The 16,042-nt window shown below is 68.5% G+C and carries 16 protein-coding genes; 9 read left to right on the forward strand and 7 right to left on the reverse strand.

Features of this window, described 5'->3' with window-relative positions:
* Positions 1-103: 103 nt before the first annotated feature.
* From MKK84_RS09935 to MKK84_RS09955, 5 genes are all read right to left on the reverse strand, one after another.
* Positions 104-1,405 (reverse strand): YeaH/YhbH family protein, encoded by a 1,302-nt coding sequence (locus MKK84_RS09935; protein ID WP_243919224.1) that lies wholly within the window; start codon positions 1,403-1,405, stop codon positions 104-106.
* Between the two features lie 180 nt (positions 1,406-1,585).
* A complete protein-coding gene (locus MKK84_RS09940) occupies positions 1,586-3,538 on the reverse strand; it encodes a PrkA family serine protein kinase (protein WP_243919237.1) in 1,953 nt (650 codons plus the stop codon).
* 219 nt (positions 3,539-3,757) lie between these two features.
* The gene (locus MKK84_RS09945; RefSeq protein ID WP_243919238.1) at positions 3,758-4,201 is read right to left on the reverse strand and encodes a cadherin-like domain-containing protein; all 444 of its coding nucleotides are present in this window, start codon (positions 4,199-4,201) and stop codon (positions 3,758-3,760) included.
* A 136-nt stretch (positions 4,202-4,337) separates the two neighbouring features.
* Positions 4,338-4,757, reverse strand: coding sequence for a hypothetical protein (locus MKK84_RS09950; protein ID WP_243919239.1), 420 nt, complete (start codon positions 4,755-4,757; stop codon positions 4,338-4,340).
* Positions 4,758-4,859: 102 nt separating this feature from the next.
* A complete protein-coding gene (locus tag MKK84_RS09955) occupies positions 4,860-5,321 on the reverse strand; it encodes a MerR family transcriptional regulator (protein ID WP_243919289.1) in 462 nt (153 codons plus the stop codon).
* 188 nt (positions 5,322-5,509) lie between these two features.
* Between MKK84_RS09955 and ribH the strand changes: the two genes are divergently transcribed.
* Genes ribH through thiL form a run of 3 tightly spaced genes read left to right on the forward strand, consistent with a single transcriptional unit; the run spans position 5,510 to position 7,566 of the window.
* Positions 5,510-6,004, forward strand: coding sequence for a 6,7-dimethyl-8-ribityllumazine synthase (gene ribH, locus MKK84_RS09960; protein ID WP_243919241.1), 495 nt, complete (start codon positions 5,510-5,512; stop codon positions 6,002-6,004).
* Positions 6,001-6,567, forward strand: a complete 567-nt coding sequence (gene nusB / locus MKK84_RS09965; protein ID WP_409566475.1) for a transcription antitermination factor NusB — start codon at positions 6,001-6,003, stop codon at positions 6,565-6,567. Before ribH ends, nusB begins: the two co-directional genes overlap by 4 nt.
* 3 nt (positions 6,568-6,570) lie before the next feature.
* On the forward strand, positions 6,571-7,566 hold the full coding sequence (gene thiL / locus MKK84_RS09970) for a thiamine-phosphate kinase (protein ID WP_243919244.1): 996 nt from the start codon (positions 6,571-6,573) through the stop codon (positions 7,564-7,566).
* A gap of 42 nt (positions 7,567-7,608) precedes the next feature.
* Here the strand turns inward: thiL and MKK84_RS35415 are convergent, their stop codons facing one another.
* Complete coding sequence (locus MKK84_RS35415) at positions 7,609-7,734, reverse strand: hypothetical protein (protein WP_267357780.1); 126 nt, start codon at positions 7,732-7,734, stop codon at positions 7,609-7,611.
* A gap of 680 nt (positions 7,735-8,414) precedes the next feature.
* Between MKK84_RS35415 and MKK84_RS09975 the strand changes: the two genes are divergently transcribed.
* From MKK84_RS09975 to MKK84_RS10000, 6 genes are all read left to right on the forward strand, one after another.
* Entirely contained in the window at positions 8,415-10,559 is a 2,145-nt protein-coding gene (locus MKK84_RS09975) for a sodium-translocating pyrophosphatase (RefSeq protein WP_243919246.1), read from the forward strand.
* 130 nt (positions 10,560-10,689) lie between these two features.
* Complete coding sequence (locus MKK84_RS09980) at positions 10,690-11,055, forward strand: hypothetical protein (protein WP_243919248.1); 366 nt, start codon at positions 10,690-10,692, stop codon at positions 11,053-11,055.
* On the forward strand, positions 11,052-11,618 hold the full coding sequence (locus MKK84_RS09985; RefSeq protein WP_243919250.1) for a DUF6036 family nucleotidyltransferase: 567 nt from the start codon (positions 11,052-11,054) through the stop codon (positions 11,616-11,618). The genes MKK84_RS09980 and MKK84_RS09985 overlap by 4 nt, the downstream gene beginning before the upstream one ends.
* Positions 11,619-11,765: 147 nt before the next feature.
* On the forward strand, positions 11,766-12,857 hold the full coding sequence (locus MKK84_RS09990; protein ID WP_243919251.1) for an alkene reductase: 1,092 nt from the start codon (positions 11,766-11,768) through the stop codon (positions 12,855-12,857).
* A gap of 104 nt (positions 12,858-12,961) precedes the next feature.
* Positions 12,962-14,875, forward strand: a complete 1,914-nt coding sequence (locus MKK84_RS09995) for a PAS domain S-box protein (RefSeq protein WP_243919253.1) — start codon at positions 12,962-12,964, stop codon at positions 14,873-14,875.
* A 1-nt stretch (position 14,876) separates the two neighbouring features.
* On the forward strand, positions 14,877-15,596 hold the full coding sequence (locus MKK84_RS10000) for an HAD hydrolase-like protein (protein ID WP_243919255.1): 720 nt from the start codon (positions 14,877-14,879) through the stop codon (positions 15,594-15,596).
* Here the strand turns inward: MKK84_RS10000 and MKK84_RS10005 are convergent.
* Positions 15,533-16,030, reverse strand: coding sequence for an outer membrane protein assembly factor BamE (locus tag MKK84_RS10005; RefSeq protein ID WP_243919256.1), 498 nt, complete (start codon positions 16,028-16,030; stop codon positions 15,533-15,535). The genes MKK84_RS10000 and MKK84_RS10005 overlap by 64 nt on opposite strands.
* Positions 16,031-16,042: the final 12 nt, after the last annotated feature.

Consider the following 16,042-nt stretch of genomic DNA (forward strand, 5'->3'; position numbering starts at 1 on the left):
GATCCGTCGTGCCCATTCCGGATATGGCGCTCCCCTCTCCCGACCCCCTTCGGGGCCCACCCTCCCCCGCAGAGGGGGGAGGAAGATGCGGCGCGGGTCATTATCACCCCTCCGCCTCCGCCCGCGCATCCTGGCGGCCGAACAGCTCGCGGAAGACCGCGTAGATCTCGCGCCGGTGGTTGACCTTGCGCATGGCGATTGGGCCGCCGGACTTGGCGATCGCCTCATAGGTCCGCCACAGGGTGGTGCGGTGCTCCACGAAGCCGGCGCGCGGGCCGTTCTCGTCGCCCACCTCCAGATAGGCGAAGTGCTGGCAGGCCGGCAGGATATGCGCCCGCAAGAGCTCCGTGGAGGTCGGCCCGTCCGAGGAGACGTTGTCGCCGTCCGAGGCCTGGGCGGCGTAGATGTTCCAGTCGTTGGGGTCATAGCGCTCGGCGATGATGCGCTTCATCTCGACCAGCGCCGACGAGACCAGCGTGCCCCCGGTCTCCCGGGAGCCGAAGAAGGTCTCCTCGTCCACCTCGGTCGCCCGGTCGGTGTGGCGGATGAACACGATCTCCACGTGCCGGTAGCGGCGTGTCAGGAAGATGTGCAGCAGGATGTAGAACCGCTTGGCGAGGTCCTTCATGTGCTCGGTCATCGAGCCGGACACGTCCATCAGGCAGAACATCACCGCTTGCGCGATCGGCCGTGGGTAGGGCTCGAACCGGCGGAAGCGCAGGTCGAGCGGGTCGACATACGGGATGCGCTTGGCCCGCTCGCGAAGCTTCAGCAGCGCCTGCTCCAGCTCTGCGCGTTCGGGGTCACCCTCCGACAGCGCGTCGAGCTTCGCCTGCAGGGCCGCGACCTCCTCGGGCTTCGGCCGCTTGAGGGCGATCCGCCGGGACATCGAATTGCGCAGCGTGCGGGTCAGCGCCAGGTTGGCGGGCGAGCCCGTCACGGTGTAGCCGGCCCGGCGCAGACCCTCGGTCTCGACCACCGCCAGCCGCCGCTTGGCGAGGTCCGGTAATTCCAGATCCTCGAGGAACAGCTCCAGGAACTCCTCGCGGGTGAGCACGAAGCGGAACGCGTCCTCGCTGTTCTCGCCGCCATCCCCGCCCTCGCCGGAGCCACGCCCGCCACCGCCGCCCGGCGGCCGCTCGATCGTGTCGCCCTCCACGTAGGTCTTGTTGCCCGGCAGGATGTGGTCCTGAAGCCCGGTACCCGGCTGGCGGGAGAAGCGCGGCTCGCGCACGCCATCGGCCGGTACCGTGACCCGGCCGTCCTTGCCCAGATCCTTGATGTCCTTCTCGCGGGCGGATTCGCGCACAGCGCGCTGGGCCACGTCCTTGACGCGGCGCAGGAAGCGCTGGCGGTTGGGGAGGCTCTTGCCGCCCGGGTTCAAACGTCGGTCGACGATGTGCATCCGCTGCGAAAACCCTCGTCCGCGTGTGCCGGCCGGGTTCCGACCCTTGTCGTACCATGCTGCGGCCGGAAGAAAGGATCCCAGGTTCGCAGCAGGGCCGACATCGTCACCGGCCGGTCGTCCGAAACTGTGGCGGTGGAGGGTCGGAACGGGGCCCGACTGACCGGGCCCCGTCGTCCCTCAGCCGGCCTGCTTCACCCGCATGTACCATTCCACCAGACGGCGGACCTGCCGCTCGGTGTAGCCGCGCGACACCATCCGCTCGACGAACTCGCCGTGCTTCTTCTCGGTGTCGCCATCCTTCTTGGAGCCGAAGGAGATCACCGGCAGCAATTCCTCCACCTGGGAGAACATCCGCCGCTCGATCACTTCGCGCAGCTTCTCGTAGGAGGTCCAGCTCGGGTTGCGGCCGCCATGCTGCGCCCGGGAGCGCAGGGCGAACTTCACCACCTCGTTGCGGAAATCTTTCGGGTTGGCGATGCCCGCAGGCTTCTCGATCTTGGTCAGCTCCTGGTTCAGCAGCTCGCGATTCATGAGCTGGCCGGTCTCGGCATCCTTGAAGTCCTGGTCCTCGATCCAGGCGTCGGCGTAGTCGATGTAGCGGTCGAACAGGTTCTGGCCGTAATCGTGGTACGATTCGAGATAGGCCTTCTGGATCTCGTGGCCGATGAACTCCGCGTAGCGCGGGGCCAATTCGGTCTTGATGAATTCCAGATACTTCTTCTCGGTCTCGGGCGGGAGCTGTTCGCGCTTGAGCGCTTGCTCCAGCACGTACATCAGATGCACCGGGTCAGCCGAGACCTCGGTGGTGTCATGGTTGAAGGTCGCAGCCAGGACCTTGAAGGCGAAGCGGGTCGAGATCCCGTCCATGCCCTCGTCGACGCCGGCCGTGTCCTTGTATTCCTGCATCGAGCGAGCGCGCGGATCGACCTCGCGCAGGGACTCGCCGTCATAGACCCGCATCTTCGAGAAGGCGTTGGAATTGGCGTGCTCGCGCAGGCGCGACAGCACCGAGAACCGCGCTAGCATCTCCAGCGTGCCGGGCGCGCAGGCCGCATCCGACAGTTCCGAGCCGGAGATCAGCTTCTCGTAGATGTGCTGCTCTTCGGTGACGCGCAGGCAGTACGGGACCTTGATCACGTAGATCCGGTCGATGAACGCCTCGTTGTTCTTGTTGGTCTTGAAGGTCTGCCACTCGGACTCGTTCGAGTGGGCGAGGATCACGCCGGTAAACGGGATCGCGCCGATATTCTCAGTGCCGACATAGTTGCCCTCCTGCGTGGCGGTGAGCAACGGGTGCAGCATCTTGATCGGCGCCTTGAACATCTCGACGAATTCGAGAACGCCCTGGTTCGCCCGGTTCAGGCCGCCCGAATACGAGTAGGCGTCGGGATCCGCCTGCGACAGGGTCTCGAGGCGACGGATGTCGACCTTGCCGACCAGCGAGGAGATGTCCTGGTTGTTCTCGTCGCCCGGCTCGGTCTTGGCGATGGCGATCTGGCGCAGGCGCGAGGGCCGGACCTTGATCACCTTGAAGCGCGAGATGTCGCCGTTGAACTCGTCGAGGCGCTTGAGTGCCCAGGGGCTCATCAGGCCGGTGAGCCGCCGGCGCGGGACGCCGTAGCGCTTCTGGATCTCCTCGCCCATCGTGTCGGGGTCGAACAGGCCCAGCGGGCTCTCGAAGACCGGCGAGACCTCGTCCCCGGCCTTGAGCACGTAGACGGGGTGGACCTCCATCAGCAGCTTCAGCCGCTCGGCGAGGGACGACTTGCCGCCGCCCACGGGCCCGAGCAGGTAGAGGATCTGCTTGCGCTCCTCCAAGCCCTGCGCGGCGTGGCGGAAGAACGAGACGATCCGCTCGATCGTCTCCTCCATCCCGTAGAACTCCCGGAAAGCCGGATACGTCCGGATCGTCCGGTTCATGAAGATCCGGCCGAGGCGCGAATCCTTCGAGGTATCAACGAATTCGGGCTCGCCGATCGCCGCCAGGATCCGCTCGGCGGCCGAGGCGTACATCAGGGGCTCGTCGCGACAGGCTTCGAGATACTCGGAGAGCGTCATCTCCGTGTCGCGGCGGGCCTCGTAGCCTCGGGCGAAGCTCTGGAAAAGGTCGTTCGTCGCATGCATCGGCATTCGATAACCCTCTCAGACCGTGACAGCTTCATCCTGTCTCGGCTCGGATGCAACCGACAGGCCCGCTTTTGTCGCAGTGCGGCGAGCATGTCGCCGGGCATGTCGATTGCATGCAACACTCTCCGGCCATGACGGCGGCGCAAACCAGAGTCTGTGCCGCCTTTGGGCATGTGTCGAGAGCCGAAAAACTGCGCAGGTGCCGCAGTTGTTCGCCGCGACTCACAAATCGGTGCCCTCTTTCTTGGCATCGTCTCCGGATTTGGCACCGCTTCCACCGACCGTGATTTTCACGGTCTGCGTCTGGACTTGCCCGTCGGAGGCTCTCACCTCGAAGGTGACTTCGTCGGTACCCGTGAAGCCGGCATTGGGCTGATAGAACAACGCTTGGACCGAGGCCTCCTTGTTGGGGCAGCGGTAGCTCGCCGGGGTCTTCAGCTTGCCAACCTTGGTGATCACCGAACCGTTCTTCGGCGGCCCGGAGACCTTGAATTCGGGCATCGGGCCGGGCGAGCAGTCCTTCTTAAGGTTCGGAGCGATCTCGAGCCGCACCGTCTTGCCGGGGGCGACCGTCTTCGATCGGCTCGTCGGGGATTGAGCCAGGGCCGGCCCGGCCAGAGCCAGACTCCCTGCGAGCAGCACGGCGAGCGGACGAAGGGCGATCATGAAAGCGTCTCTCCGGTGCCGATGCGGGCGCGCTCTCCGAAGGCCGCTCCGGGTGCCCCTTCCATCGGTGACCAGCATGTGGGGATGCCCGGCGCGGGCGTCGAGTGCGCCCGGCACCGGTTCATCGGGACGCTGCTTAATTCTGAAGCACCGCCGCCACGATCCCGGTGACGCGGGCGATCTGCGCGGCGTCAAGCTCACCCGCCAGGGCGGCGTTGAGGCGTGCCTCGACGCGGGCGCGCTCGCCGGCGTCGGCGATCGGCATGGAAGGTATCTCATCCTCGGCGAGGCGGCAGACACGGCGGATCGCCTCCGCGGCCGAGAGCAGTTTCTCCCGGTCGGCCGGGCCCATCTCCCAGAGCGGGTTGCGCAGGCGGCTGATCACGCGCTTCGCGTCGCGGTATTCCCGGTCGACGCTGGTGGCAGCCTCGATCTGGCTGACGAGGAACATCAGTTCCAGCATCTCCCCGGCCGCCTCTGGGCAGGTGCGGACGATCCGCATGATACGGGCCATCAGTTCCTGGCTGGGCGACAGCTTGGATCGGGGCGAGGCCATGCGGGCGACAACGCGGGGTCCTGGCGAAAGTTCGCCCAGCCCCTGCAAGAGCTTTGCCGTGAGTTTTATCGTGGCTTGGCCGCGCGCCCCGGGACCGGAGCGTCAGGCGTCCGGGGGCGTGCGCAGGCCGTCCAGCAGGGCGCGGCAGGCGCGCAGCTCGTCGAGGGCCACCGCGAGGGCCGCACGCTCCGGATCCGCGAAGGCACCGGTCTCCGCCTCGGCATCCTGGACCAGGGGCTCGGCCGCTACGGCCTCGCCACGGCCGACCGCTTGGACGAAGCGGACGCCGTTCTCCTTGAGCACCCGCTGCGCGCCCGCGATGGTGTAGCGCTGAACGTGCAGGAGCTGGCGGATGCCGGCGACGAGTTCGACATCGTTGGGCCGGTAGTAACGCCGCCCGCCCGCGCGCTTGACGGGGCGGATCTGGCCGAAGCGGGTCTCCCAGAAGCGCAGCACGTGCTGGGGCACATCGAGCTCCTCGGAGACCTCGCTGATCGTGCGGAAGGCATAAGCGCTCTTCTCGCCGGCTTCAGAGAGGTGTTCGGCGGCGAGGGCTGGCGGCATGGCGGTTCGACGGCGGTTCAGCGGCGGTCCGGAGCGATCTTGCCGGGTCATGGGGCCAAGCTCAAGCCTGTTCGGCGCCCGAGCGGATCGTGCCGCTTGTGGCGCCGGCCGCTTCGGTCTAACCGTCCTCCCCTCGCGGGCGCCCCGTGCCGCCCGTCAACCCCCAAAAACTCGGCTGGACGAGAGCCATGGTCGCCCATACCCGCGCCGACGCGGCGCCGAAGCCCCAGGACCCGGCGCTCGCCGGGGCCCGCATCCTCGTGGTCGAGGCGCGCTACTACGACGCCCTCGCGGACGAACTCCTGGCCGGCGCCCGCGCGGCGATCGAAGCCGCCGGCGCGCACGCGACCGTGGTGACGGTGGCGGGCGCCCTGGAGATCCCCGCCACCGTGGCGATCCTGCTCGACGCGGAGGCCTACGATGCCGTGGTGGCGCTCGGCTGCGTGATCCGCGGGGAAACCGGCCATTACGACATCGTGGCGGGCGAGAGCGCCCGGGCGTTGATGGATCTCTCGGTCGACCGCCGGATTCCCCTCGGCAACGGCATCCTCACCGTCGAGACCGAGGCACAGGCGCTGGCCCGCGCCCGGGTGGCCGAGATGAACAAGGGTGGCGGCGCGGCCGAGGCAGCGCTCGGCGTCCTCGCCCTTAAGCGCGCCGCGGAAGCCGCGCGCCCGCGATGACGGATAGTCAAATGACCGACACGAAGCCGGAGACGGGCGGCAAGACGATCAGCCTGCGCACCGGAGCACGCCTCGCCGTCGTGCAGGCGCTCTACGAGATGGATGTGTCCGGCAAGGGCGTCCTCGAAGCGCTCGCCGAGTTCGAGGCGTTCTGGATCGGCCAGGAGATCGACGGGATCGAACATCCCCAGGCCGAGACCGCCTTCTTCCGCGATCTGCTGCGTGGTGCCGTCGAGGAGCAACGGGCGATCGACCCGAAGCTCGATCAGGCGCTGGCGCAGGGCTGGCCGCTCCGGCGAATCGAGATCGTGCTCCGGGCGATCCTGCGGGCCGGCGCCTACGAGCTGATGTTCCGCCTCGACGTGCCGGCGGCGGCGGCGGTCTCCGAATATGTCGACGTGGCCCACAGCTTCTATCCGGGCGACGAGCCGGGTCTCGTCAACGCTGTGCTCGACCGGCTCGCCCGGGAGGTCCGGCCCGGCGAGGTCGGCCCCGCCAAGGGATCGAAAAAGCCGGGCTCGTCCAAGCCGCTCCCCGAAAAGCCGGCGCCCGGGAAGGCCTGACCCGTGGCCGGCCCGGTCCGCGCCTCCGAGGAGGGGCTGATCGCGCGTTACTTCGCGCCGCTGGCCGGCCCGGGTGCCGATGGGCTCCGGGACGATGCCGCGACCCTGACCCCCGCGCCCGGCCACGACCTCGTCCTCACCGCCGACGCCGTGGTGGCGGGGATCCACTACTTTCCCGACGATCCGCCGGCCTCGATCGCTCGCAAGGCCCTCGGGGTGAACCTCTCCGACATCGCCGCCAAGGGCGCGGTGCCGCGCGGTTTTCTATTGACGTTGGCGTTGCCCGACGACTGGACGGAGGAGTGGCTGGCCGATTTCTCGGCCGGGCTCGGCGCAGCCGCCGCGGAGGCGGGCTGCCCACTGCTCGGCGGCGACACCGTGCGCTCGGGCGGGCCGGCGCTGATCGGCGTCAGCATGTTGGGCGAGGTGCCGTCCGGCGCGATCGTCCGGCGGCACACCGCACGGATCGGCGACCGGATCTGCGTCACCGGCACGATCGGCGACGCGGCGCTGGGCCTGCGGCTGCGCCTGGAGCCGGAGGCGCCCTGGGCGACCGCCCTCGACCCGGCTTTGCGGGCCGTGCTGGCCGACCGCTACCTCCATCCCCGCCCGCGCCTCGCCGCCGCGTCGGCGATCCGGCGCTACGCCACCGCGTCCATGGATGTGTCCGACGGGCTCGCGGGAGATCTCGCCAAGATGCTGGGCGCGGGGCGCACGGCCCGGATCGATCTGCCCGTCGTGCCGCTCTCGGAGGCAGTCCGGCGTGCCTGCGCGGCGGAACCGGGCCTGTTCGCGACGGCTCTGACCGGCGGCGACGATTACGAGATCCTCTGCACGGTGGCCCCGGAGGCGTTCGAGGCTCTCCGGGCCGAGGTGGAAGCAGCCGGGATAAAGCTGACCGCCATCGGCACCGTCACCGCTGGCGAGGGGCCGCCACGTTTCGAGACGGCAGACGGCGGGGTCCGTGTATTCGCCGCCGGGGCCTTCAGCCACTTCTGAGGCTGGCACGCCAAAAGCAGACGTGCTGACGGGGCGACACGGTCAGGAGCGATAGGGGTTGCCCTCGGCAACCTCGGGCCAAGCCCCGCCTATGGAGGCCGGGTGGAACGTGATCGCGCCGCGGGCGAGATGGGCCAGCACCGCGCGCTGGAACGGTGTCAACGCCATCGCTTGCTCCCGCGGCCTTGCGGACGGCCTGGTCGAGGTCGGCTGCGGCCGCCCAACCCCGGCGACCACCATATGTCCGCAAGCTGCCGACCACCAATCGGGCCTCCTCGACGGGATCGGGCAGGACCGGGGCATTCCAGAAGCAGGCGACGCCAAAATCCGCCCGGCCTTCGCTGCGGCAGCCGCGAGATCTGCGAACGACCCATGGATACCGACCGAATGCGCTGAAGCTTTGCCGCGCACGACAACGCGCAGATCGTCTGAGCCTTCGTGATGTCCCCTCGAGACTTCAATCCCGGACATGCTGGAGCCCACCGATCCGACCAGACTGCGACGGCTCATATGACCGCGATGGGCGCCGGTCACCAACGCGCGCATCACACCACGCATCGAGATCAGCGACCCCGATCGGGACTGCACGAACGCAAACACCCATCGGCCACGGGAAATACTGCAAAATAATTCTCAATTCGTCACGTTGTGCGATGCAGCATTCGTGCGCCGATCTGCGAAGACGTCAAACACAGCGTTTGCGCTCACCGGCGAAGTTTGGCAATCAAGGTCTTGTTCTGGGAAGGAAAGCCCCGGATCCGAGCACCACGTCCCATGGCCGTCTCCCCGGCGGCCAAGCTCGATAAGCATAAGCCCCAGCCAGGCACGATAATGACAAGGACGGTCGCATGATTCCCTTGATTCTGATCATCGTGGGCGGGCTCTGCGCCATCGCCTACGGCATCGTCACGATCCTCGACGTGATGCGGCGCGATGCCGGCACGCAGCGCATGCAGGAGATCGCCTCCGCCATTGCGGAGGGCGCGCAAGCCTATCTGAAGCGCCAATACCTCACGATCGGCCTCGTCGGCGTGGTGCTGTTCGTGCTGCTGGCGGTGTTCCTCGGGATCAAGGTCGCCATCGGCTTCCTGATCGGCGCCGTGCTCTCCGGGGCGGCCGGGTTCATCGGCATGAACGTCTCGGTGCGGGCCAATGTGCGCACCGCGCAGGCCGCTTCGACCTCGCTGGGCGGCGGCCTCGATGTCGCCTTCAAGTCGGGGGCGGTGACCGGCATGCTGGTGGCGGGCCTCGCACTCCTGGGTGTCGCCTTCTACTACCTGTTCCTGACCCGCGGCGCCCATCTCGACCCGTCGAGCCGTGAGGTGATCGACGCACTGGTGGCGCTCGGTTTCGGCGCCTCGCTGATCTCGATCTTCGCCCGCCTCGGCGGCGGCATCTTCACAAAGGGCGCCGATGTCGGCGGGGACCTCGTCGGCAAGGTCGAGGCCGGCATTCCGGAGGACGATCCGCGCAACCCCGCGACCATCGCCGACAACGTCGGCGACAATGTCGGCGATTGCGCCGGCATGGCGGCCGACCTGTTCGAGACCTACGCGGTCACGGTGGTGGCCACGATGGTGCTGGCCGCGATCTTCTTCTCCGGCCCCACCGGCAGCGGCCGGGACGTGCTGGAGCCGATGATGCTCTATCCGCTGGCCATCGGCTCGGCCTGCATCCTCACCTCGATCGCCGGCACCTACGCGGTACGGCTCGGGGCCAACCAGTCGATCATGGGCGCGCTCTACAAGGGCCTGATCACCGCGGGCGTGCTCTCGGTGGTGGCGATCGCGATCGTCAACATGACCCTGCTGGGCGGGTTCTCGACCTCCTTCACCACCTCGACCGGCGTCACCTTCACGTCGGCCGGCCTGTTCGGCTGCGCGGTGATCGGGCTTGCCATCACGGCGCTGATCGTGGTGATCACCGAATATTACACCGGCACCAACTTCCGCCCGGTGAAGTCGATTGCGGACGCCTCGGTGACCGGCCACGGTACCAACGTGATCCAGGGGCTGGCGATCTCGCTCGAATCGACCGCGCTCCCCGCCATCGTGATCGTGGCCGGCATCATCAGCACCTACGCGCTGGCCGGCCTGTTCGGCATCGCGATCGCCGTGACGGCGATGCTGGCGCTGGCCGGCTTCATCGTGGCGCTCGACGCGTTCGGGCCGGTCACCGACAATGCCGGCGGCATCGCCGAGATGGCCGGCCTGCCTCCGGACGTGCGCAAGTCGACCGACGCCCTCGACGCGGTCGGCAACACCACCAAGGCGGTGACCAAGGGCTACGCGATCGGCTCCGCCGGCCTCGGCGCGCTGGTTCTGTTTGCCGCCTACACGTCGGATCTGAACTACTTCATCGCCAATGCCAGCCCGACGCAGTACCGGTTCTTCCAGGGTGTGAGCGTCGATTTCTCGCTGTCGAACCCCTACGTGGTGGTCGGGCTGCTACTCGGCGGGCTGATCCCGTTCCTGTTCGCCGGCATCGCCATGACGGCGGTGGGGCGCGCCGCGAGTGCGGTGGTCGAGGAGGTCCGGCGCCAGTTCCGGGAGAAGCCCGGGATCATGCAGGGCACCGACCGGCCGGATTACGGCCGGGCGGTCGATATGCTGACCCGGGCGGCGATCAAGGAGATGATCGTCCCGTCGCTGCTGCCGGTGCTCTCACCCATCGTGCTGTTCTTCGTGATCCAGCTGATCGCCGGCAAGAGCCAGGCCTTCGCCACGGTCGGCGCGAGCCTGCTCGGCGTCATCCTGACCGGCCTCTACGTGGCGATTTCCATGACCTCGGGCGGCGGCGCCTGGGACAACGCCAAGAAGTACATCGAGGACGGCCACCACGGCGGCAAGGGCTCCGATGCCCACAAGGCGGCGGTGACCGGCGATACGGTGGGCGACCCCTACAAGGACACCGCGGGGCCGGCGGTGAACCCGGCGATCAAGATCACCAACATCATCGCCCTGCTGCTGCTGGCGGTGCTGGCGCATAGCTGAGGGATCCCGTCCCCGCGTCGCTCCGGTGCGAATACCGGGGCGACGCAATTTGTCCTGCGGACTTCGAGTGCGTGCGGAATCGCGGTATGCTCCGGCACCGCCGCCGAGCCGATGCGTCTGGATGCGTCTGATGACTGAGGGGGAACGCTTCGTCGGCAGTCTGCCCGTGAAGACCGATTTTCACGATCGCAGCAAACGGCGCTCGTATGACCTGACGCGGCGTATCGCCGTGCATCTCGTCGACGATCCAGGTCTCCTCGCCAACGGCCGGGCCTACCTGGAACGATGCGTGCGACCTGACTCCGCGCAGGCTCGATATTACGCGCTGTGGGCGGATCTTCTGGGCCAGAATATCCGGCTGATCGTCCGGCAATTGCTGGAGGACAGCCCGCGCGGCGAACTTCTGCGCGACACGCAGCCCGTCTTCGTCGTGCTCCCGTCCCGAGAACGCACCGCCGAGAGCCTGGGCCGGCGAGTTCCGGATCTGACCGGATGATGCGGAAGGACAAGCTCGATCATCTTTTCCGGGCGGCCGGGGAGGTGACGGGCCATCGGCGCTTCGTCCTGGTCGGCTCCGCCGTCGTCCTGATCCGCTGCCGCAACATTCCCGGCGACATGTTGCTGACCCCGGAGGCGGACCTCTACGTTCCGGACGTGCCGAATTCCGACGATCTGTCCGACGCGATCGATGCCAATATCGGCCAGGGGTCGAGCTTCCATCAGCAGTATGGCTATTATTGCGATGGCGTATCGCCCGAAACAGCCTTGATGCCGAGCGATTGGTCGGCGCGCAGCACGCTGTATGCGAGTGCCGGCTGCCCCGGCATTACGGTCATCGTTCCGGATCCCGACGATGTGGCTTTGGCCAAAGCCGTCGCGTGGCGGGAGAAGGACAAGAACTGGCTTACGTCGGGCCTGCGATCCCGGCTTCTCTCGATCGACGCGATGGCCGGACGGCTTCCCGGCATGCCGGCTGCGGCACCGCCCGGGAGAGAGATGAAACGCCGCCTCGTTTGGCTGGCAGCCGAATGCGAGTTGGTCTTCTTTCCCCCTCCGTGACTGAACGCGCACCCGCCGCGCCATGTGCGCCCCCGCACGCCGCTGCCCGTACCGCTGCGCTGCACCTTGGCATCGCCGCGCCGCAGCGCCACCTCGGCCACGGATTAAAACCGGCTGCGGCGCGGCCGCACCAGCACGAGGTATCCCATGCTGTCCCTGCTCGACCCGATCCGTATCGGCGCCATCGAGGCGAAGAACCGCATCTTCATGGCCCCGCTCACCCGCGGCCGCGGCACCCGCGAGCACGTGCCCACCCCGATCATGGCCGAGTATTACGCCCAGCGCGCCGCCGCCGGCCTGATCATCAGCGAGGCCACCGGCATCTCGCAGGAGGGGCTGGGTTGGCCGTTCGCGCCGGGCATCTGGTCCGACGCCCAGGTCGATGCCTGGCGGCCGATCGTGAAGGCGGTCCACGACAAGGGCGGCAAGATCGTCTGCCAGATCTGGCATATGGGCCAGCTGGTCCATCCGGACTTCCTCGGCGGCGCCAAGCCGGTCGCGGCCTCGGCCACGACAGCGCCCGATCAGGCCCACACCTACGAGGGCAAGAAGCCCTACAGTGAGGCCCGTCCCCTGGAGATCGCCGAGATCCCGCGCCTCCTCGGCGATTACGAGCGTGCCACCGCCAACGCGCTGGCGGCCGGGTTCGACGGCGTGCAGATCCACGCGGCGAACGGCTACCTGATCGACGAGTTCCTGCGCGACGGCACCAACCACCGCACCGATCCGTATGGCGGCCCGATCGAGAACCGCGTCCGCCTGCTGCGCGAGGTCACCGCGGCGGTGGCCAAGGTCGCGGGACCCGAGCGTACCGGCGTGCGCCTCTCGCCGAACGGCGCGATCCAGGGCTGTAACGATTCGAACCCCGAGCCGCTGTTCGTGGCCGCCGCCCAGGCGCTGGCCGATCTCGATGTCGCCTTCCTGGAGATGCGCGAGCCCGGCCCGGACGGGACCTTCGGCAAGGCCGACCATGCGCCGATCGCCCCGGCGATGCGCCGGGTGTTCCGCAACCCGATGATCCTCAACGCCGATTACGACGGGGTCAGCGGCCAGAAGGTGCTGGATGCCGGCGAGGCGGACGCGATCGCGTTCGGGCGGACCTTCATCGCCAATCCCGATCTCGTCGAGCGGATCGCCAAGGGCGCGCCGCTCAACAAGGACGAAGCCGCCACGTGGTACAGCCAGGGCCCGAAGGGGTACGTCGATTATCCGACCCTCGGTGAGGCCCGCGCCGCGTAAGGCATTACGGGCCTGACCGGCCGCCGCGCCCATTGCGGGCGCGGCGACCGTCTACGCAGCCACCTAGGCAGGGAAGCTCAACAGGCCTATGTGACGGCTGAACCATGGATGTGCCGGCACCTCACGCGCGCGCAGCTTCCCAACCGACCGGCGGTGCCTGGCGCACCGCGGAGCGGCTCGCGGAGCTACGCGACCTCGCGATCCTCGATACGGAACCCGAGCCGCTTTACGACGATCTCGTCCGGGTCGCCGCCTATGTCTGTGGCGCGCCGGTCGCCCTCGTCAGCTTGGTGGATGCCGAGCGGCAATGGTTCAAGTCGGAGGTCGGTCTCGGCAAGCGCGAGCTGCCGATCAACTGCTCGGTCTGCGCCTACACGATCGAATCCGACGGCCTGCTCGTCATTCCCGATTTGACCGCCGATCCGCGGACCATCGCGAATCCGCTGGTGATTGGCCCCGAGGGGTTCCGCTTCTATGCCGGCGCCGTGATCCAAGGCGCCCAGGGCATACCGCTCGGCGCGCTCTGCGTGCTCGACCGGGCGCCGCGGCCGGGTGGGCTCGACACGGAACAGACGGCCACGCTCACGGCCCTGGCGCGCCAGATCTCCAGTCTGCTGGAGCACCGCCGGACCCTGGCACAGGTGGCGAGCCGGGAGGCCGAGATCGCCGCGAGCGAGCGCCGCTTCCGGGTGATGACGTCGGCCATGCCCCAGATGGTCTGGACGACCCGGCCGGACGGGTTCCACGATTACTACAACGACCGCTGGTACGCGTTCACCGGCGTGCCCTACGGTTCCACCGACGGCGAGGGCTGGAACGACATGTTCCATCCCGACGATCAGGAGCGGGCCTGGACGCGCTGGCGCCATTCGCTGGCCACCGGCGATCCCTACGAGATCGAGTACCGCCTGCGCCACAACAGCGGCGCCTATCGCTGGACGCTGGGTCGCGCCATGGCGATTCGCGACGCGGAGGGGCGGATCGAGCGCTGGTTCGGCACCTGCACCGACATCGACGACCTAAAGCGGGCCGAGGCCGAGGCCCGCAAGCTCGCCGCCATCGTGGAGACCTCCAAGGACTTCATCGGTCTCTACACCCTGGACGGCGCGGTCACCCATCTCAACGAGGCCGCCCTGGCGCTGATCGGCCTGCCCGATCTTGCCGCCGCCCGGCTGCACCGGATCCCCGATTTTTTCACCGAGCACAGCCGCCGCATCCTGGAGGAGACCGCGATGCCGGCGATGCGCCGGAGCGGGTTCTGGGAGGGCGAACTGGCGTTCCGACACTTCGTCACGGGCGAGCCGGTGGCGGTGCTCTACAACATGTTCCCGGTGCGGGACCCGACCGGGGCCGAGATCGGCTACGCCACCGTCACCCGCGACCTGCGCGAGGCCAAGCGCGCCGAGGAAGCCCGGGATCTGCTGATCCGCGAGCTGTCGCACCGGATCAAGAACATCTTTGCGGTGGTCGGCGGTTTGGCAGCGCTCACCGCCCGGAGCGATCCCGCGGCCCAGCCCTTCGCCAAGGCCTTCCGCGAGCGGCTCGGCGCTTTGGCGCGGGCGCACGAATATGTCCGGCCGCATTCCCCCGACAGCGCGCCCGCGGTGGCGGGGCAGACCGTGCTGGGCCTGATGCGCCTGATCATGGCCGCCTACGAGGAGGGCGGGCGGGCGCGCGTCGCCATTTCGGGGGACGATGCCGAGATCGGCGAGCGCACCGCGACCGCGCTGGCGCTGATCATGCACGAGCAGGCCACCAACGCCATGAAGTATGGCGGCCTCTCCACCAAGGAGGGCGGCGTCGCCCTGAGCGGGCTGCAGGAGGCAGGGCACTATACCCTGACCTGGCAGGAGGCCGGCGGCCCTCCGGTCACCGGCACGCCGTCCCGGAAGGGATTCGGCACGGTGCTGGCCGAGCGCAGCGTCGTCGGCCAGCTCGACGGCGTGCTGGAACACGACTGGGCGCCCGGGGGCCTGCTGATGCGGCTCAGCGTGCCAATCGAGAATCTCCGGGCCTGAGATGACCGGTCGGACTGCCGGTACCGGGCCGCGCCTCGTCGTGCTCGACTTCGACGGCACCTTGGCCGACAGCTTCGACTGGTTCTGCTCGGTCATGAACGGCGTCGCCGAGCGTTACCGCTTCCGCCAGGTCGAGGCGCACGAGGTCGAGGACCTGCGCCTTCAGGGAGCCCGCGCGATCGTGGCGCATCTCGGCATCCCGCGCTGGAAGCTGCCGCTCATCGCCCGCCACATGCACGCGCTTGCGGCCCGGGACGCAGCGCAGATCGCGTTGTTTCCGGGCGTGCCGGAGATGCTGGCGGGTATCGCGCAGGCCGGCGTGCCGATGGCGATCCTGTCGTCGAACCGGGCCGACACGGTGCGGCAGGTGCTCGGACCGGACAACGCGGCGCAGATCGACGCCTATGCCTGCGGGGCTTCGCTATTTGGAAAGGCACGGCGCCTGCGGCAGCTCCTCGCGCGCCGGGGCGTGGCGCCGGCGCAAGCCCTGTGCATCGGCGACGAGATCCGCGACCTCGAGGCGGCGCGCGCCCTTGGCTGCCCGTTCGGTGCCGTGGCGTGGGGTTACACGGACCCGCAGGCGCTAGCGGCGCAGGGACCCGAATACCTGTTCTCGAATCCCGGGGAGATCGCCCGCCTGCTGGCGGGCGCTCCGGCTCACTGGCCGCGGTTGGCGCCCGGAACGACGCTAGCGCCGTTGCCGCTGCCGAACGGCTCGTAGCGGGTCAGGCCGCGGAACAGCTGGCTGATGAAGGCCCGGTCGGCGCCGCTCGTCGGCGTGGTGCGCTCGATGAAGTCGAACACCCGCCCGTCCTGCAGGCCGTAGAGCGCCACGCGCTCGACCTTGAAGGCGGGGCTGAAATAGACGGCCGTGACCTTCTGATCCTCGACCTGCTCACCCATGAACATGATCGTGCGGCGGGTGTTCTGAGAGATGTAGTACCAGGACTTGTTGCCCACCGTGGACACGGTCGAGGGCGTTCCGAGGATCTGCAGCACCTGCTCGGGGCTCATGCCGGGCTTGACCGTGGCGAGCGCCGCCTGGTCGACCTGGTAGCCGTGGCGCAGCTCCTCGCCGATGCAGCCGGACAGGCCGGCTCCCGCGAGCCCGACCAGGGCGAGACGCGCGAAGGACTGGACGAGACGGCGCCGCATCGGGCCCCCAGA

Origin of the sequence: Methylobacterium sp. E-065, from assembly GCF_022829605.1 — a bacterium.
Classification (GTDB): domain Bacteria; phylum Pseudomonadota; class Alphaproteobacteria; order Rhizobiales; family Beijerinckiaceae; genus Methylobacterium.

What these genes read in the sequence shown, in the direction of transcription:
- MKK84_RS35415 (WP_267357780.1), bottom strand. Translation starts at nt 7,734, where the DNA reads ATGGCGTTGACACCGTTCCAGCGCGCGGTGCTGGCCCATCTCGCCCGC.
- MKK84_RS09950 (WP_243919239.1), bottom strand. Translation starts at nt 4,757, where the DNA reads ATGGCCTCGCCCCGATCCAAGCTGTCGCCCAGCCAGGAACTGATGGCC.
- nusB (WP_409566475.1), top strand. Translation starts at nt 6,001, where the DNA reads ATGACGGATAGTCAAATGACCGACACGAAGCCGGAGACGGGCGGCAAG.
- MKK84_RS10000 (WP_243919255.1), top strand. Translation starts at nt 14,877, where the DNA reads ATGACCGGTCGGACTGCCGGTACCGGGCCGCGCCTCGTCGTGCTCGAC.
- MKK84_RS09995 (WP_243919253.1), top strand. Translation starts at nt 12,962, where the DNA reads ATGGATGTGCCGGCACCTCACGCGCGCGCAGCTTCCCAACCGACCGGC.
- MKK84_RS09980 (WP_243919248.1), top strand. Translation starts at nt 10,690, where the DNA reads ATGACTGAGGGGGAACGCTTCGTCGGCAGTCTGCCCGTGAAGACCGAT.
- MKK84_RS09935 (WP_243919224.1), bottom strand. Translation starts at nt 1,405, where the DNA reads ATGCACATCGTCGACCGACGTTTGAACCCGGGCGGCAAGAGCCTCCCC.
- MKK84_RS10005 (WP_243919256.1), bottom strand. Translation starts at nt 16,030, where the DNA reads ATGCGGCGCCGTCTCGTCCAGTCCTTCGCGCGTCTCGCCCTGGTCGGG.
- MKK84_RS09985 (WP_243919250.1), top strand. Translation starts at nt 11,052, where the DNA reads ATGATGCGGAAGGACAAGCTCGATCATCTTTTCCGGGCGGCCGGGGAG.
- MKK84_RS09955 (WP_243919289.1), bottom strand. Translation starts at nt 5,321, where the DNA reads ATGCCGCCAGCCCTCGCCGCCGAACACCTCTCTGAAGCCGGCGAGAAG.
- MKK84_RS09940 (WP_243919237.1), bottom strand. Translation starts at nt 3,538, where the DNA reads ATGCCGATGCATGCGACGAACGACCTTTTCCAGAGCTTCGCCCGAGGC.
- MKK84_RS09975 (WP_243919246.1), top strand. Translation starts at nt 8,415, where the DNA reads ATGATTCCCTTGATTCTGATCATCGTGGGCGGGCTCTGCGCCATCGCC.
- MKK84_RS09990 (WP_243919251.1), top strand. Translation starts at nt 11,766, where the DNA reads ATGCTGTCCCTGCTCGACCCGATCCGTATCGGCGCCATCGAGGCGAAG.
- ribH (WP_243919241.1), top strand. Translation starts at nt 5,510, where the DNA reads ATGGTCGCCCATACCCGCGCCGACGCGGCGCCGAAGCCCCAGGACCCG.
- MKK84_RS09945 (WP_243919238.1), bottom strand. Translation starts at nt 4,201, where the DNA reads ATGATCGCCCTTCGTCCGCTCGCCGTGCTGCTCGCAGGGAGTCTGGCT.